This window comes from Kaistella sp. (assembly GCF_032060305.1).
In the GTDB taxonomy this organism is placed as follows: Bacteria; Bacteroidota; Bacteroidia; order Flavobacteriales; family Weeksellaceae; genus Kaistella; species Kaistella yananensis.
Genome location: NZ_DAMBHK010000021.1, coordinates 24,924 through 27,454, shown reverse-complemented (window position 1 = coordinate 27,454; position 2,531 = coordinate 24,924). Strand labels below are relative to the sequence as shown.

Genomic DNA, 2,531 nt, shown 5'->3' with positions numbered 1-2,531 from the left:
TCATTTATTTAAACATTAAAACTAAAAGTTCTGTTCGTCGGCGCTTGGGCCGTAACTTCCCGGAACAGGAATTTCATTCAATCGGTAATATACGCCCAATTGCGCTCTGTGGTGCGTAAGCTGGTTAAGTGCATGGCGAATGGCGCTGTATTTTGTATAATCTGCCAACAGCTGGTCGCCCATGTACATTGCCCATTTTCCGTTGAGGGCGTCTTCAGAAAGTTGGTTCAATGCAGCGTAGCTTTTGTTGTAAAATTCTTCAAGTTTTTGATTCAGTTCTTCCCCGGTTGTAAATTTTAACGGTTGGTAATCCCCAGCAGCAAAATCAAGTTTTTCGGTATTCAAAATAATTTCCGGCCAGCCTATAATTTCCACAATATGCGTGGCGAGCGGCATCATTTTCATGCTTTTTTCGTGTGGCGCATAATCGTTTTTACCTTCGGGAAAGTTTTCAATGAATTTTTTGGTGGTTTCATATTCCTGCAGAAATTCAGTTTTAAGATTCGGCAAAGTTTCCATAATAATTTGTTTTGTGAAATAAAATTAAGCCGAAATCGTTGAATGCCAGTCACAAAAAAATATAATTTATTCTTAAAATTTTGTAACAAATGAAACCTTGCATGCACTAATCATTAAAATCAAAAATATGAAAAAATTAGTAAGCCTTTTTTTATTGACCTTCTTTTTTGCCATGAATGCGCAGGAAACTGCGAACAGATTCTTCTATGAACTGAATTACAAGCCAAAGAAAGATTCTGCAAGAACGGAAAAAGTAATGATGGTTCTGGACATTACAAAAGAAAAATCAATCTACCGCGACTATACCATGATTGCCCAGGATTCGGTTCTTAAAATCCAGGTAGATGCGATGCAAAAATCAGGTGTTTTCAAAGATCTTTCGAAGATGGTGACGATGCCGAAATTTTCAGAGAAAGTATATAAATTTTATCCCGACATGAAAGTGCAGTATGTGGAAAGAATTTCCAGCGGTTTTACCCCGATGAATATCGGATATAATGACGACACCAAATTTAACTGGAAAATCCTGAGCGAGAAAGCAAAAATCGGGAGTTACAATGCGCAGAAGGCAACTACTGAATTTGGCGGAAGAAAATGGAACGCGTGGTTCAGCTCAGATATTCCACTTCAGGACGGGCCGTATAAATTTAATGGTCTGCCGGGACTTATCGTAAAAATTGAAGACGAAGGACAAAATTATTCCTGGGAACTTAAGGGGAACAAAAAAGTTGCAAACTTTAACGAAGTTACCTATCTGGAATCAATTTCTCCAGGCGGAAACGGTGGAAAAGTTCAGGAAGTATCCCGCGAAAAGTTCGATAAAACCTTTAATGACTTTAAGAAAGATCCGTTTGCTTCTACCAGACCGCTGCTGAAACCTGAAATGTTATCGCAGAAAATGCCCGGAAGCGACACTACTATCGGAGATATGGTGAAACAGCAGGAAAAAATGCTGAAAGATTTCTATGGTGCCAACAATAACCCGATAGAAATTCCTGCTCCACCTGCGAAAGGGAAAAAATAGTTCATTCATACGCTAAATTATATTTTTGTCAACCCTGGAACATAATTGTGTTTCAGGGTTTTTTTGCGATTTTCCTCACAAAACCTTATTTAGATTTAATTTAAATAACCTATCTTTGCGGTATAAATTTTTAGTGTTGAAAAGAGATCGTTCAGACAAATTATGCTGTTTCCCGAAAAACAAATTCGGAAAAATTGTAGGTTATGAAAATGATGACCTTCAGATGCCAAATAAAATTATCGAAATGGGTCTTCTGCCGGATACCGCTTTTAAAATCCTTTATCAGGCACCGTTCAGCGGGCCGCTTTACGTGGAATTTGGTGATGAAAAAAGCAGAATTGCCCTCCGTGAAGAAGAAGCGCGGTTCATTGTCGTGCAGCCGTTAACTTAAATTTCAAATCATTTTCTCCGGAAATTAAGGCGAAGTAGAAATGCAGAAAATCTTAAACAATAAACAGATCCTCCTCGTAGGAAATCCCAACGTAGGTAAATCAACCGTATTTAACCTGCTCTGCAACAAAAATCAGAAAACAGGAAATTATGCCGGAGTTACCGTAGCCAGCCATTCCGGAAACTACGAGTACAAAGGCGAAGAAGTAGAGGTAATCGACTTGCCGGGTTCATATAGTGTGTACCCAACTTCTGAAGATGAGGCTATTTTTTCCAAATTTTTAGTTGAGGAACAGCAAAATTATTCGGGCGTTGTTTATCTTCTGGAAGCGTTAAGTATTAAAAGAGGTTTACTGCTTTTTCAGCAAATTCAGGATTTGGGAATTCCCGTTCTGCTCGTTGTAAACCAAATCGACCAGGCAGAACGGAGAGGAATCAACATCAATCTCGAAGAACTGTCGAAAGAACTGAATGTGCAGGTTTTGCGCACCAATGCCAAACAGAATCTGGGAATCGACGAACTGCGCGAAGCAATTTTCAAAAATAATTTTACCAAATCTGAAACTGTTTCTTTCGAAATTCCGCTGGAGCAGAAAGG

General features: G+C 38.9%; 4 protein-coding genes. 3 read left to right on the top strand and 1 reads right to left on the bottom strand.

Annotation, left to right across the window (positions count from 1 at the left end; genetic code table 11):
• Nucleotides 1-21: 21 nt before the first annotated feature.
• Entirely contained in the window at nt 22-519 is a 498-nt protein-coding gene (locus V5N63_RS04735; protein WP_332033014.1) for a DinB family protein, read from the bottom strand.
• A 127-nt stretch (nt 520-646) separates the two neighbouring features.
• Here V5N63_RS04735 and V5N63_RS04730 point away from each other — a divergent pair, with 127 nt between their 5' ends.
• From V5N63_RS04730 to V5N63_RS04720, 3 genes are all read left to right on the top strand, one after another.
• The gene (locus V5N63_RS04730) at nt 647-1,543 is read left to right on the top strand and encodes a GLPGLI family protein (RefSeq protein WP_332033013.1); all 897 of its coding nucleotides are present in this window, start codon (nt 647-649) and stop codon (nt 1,541-1,543) included.
• A gap of 136 nt (nt 1,544-1,679) precedes the next feature.
• Complete coding sequence (locus V5N63_RS04725; protein ID WP_265144111.1) at nt 1,680-1,934, top strand: FeoA family protein; 255 nt, start codon at nt 1,680-1,682, stop codon at nt 1,932-1,934.
• A 40-nt stretch (nt 1,935-1,974) separates the two neighbouring features.
• Nucleotides 1,975-2,531 (top strand): FeoB small GTPase domain-containing protein (locus V5N63_RS04720; protein ID WP_332033012.1); only part of this gene is annotated, 557 nt, incomplete at its 3' end.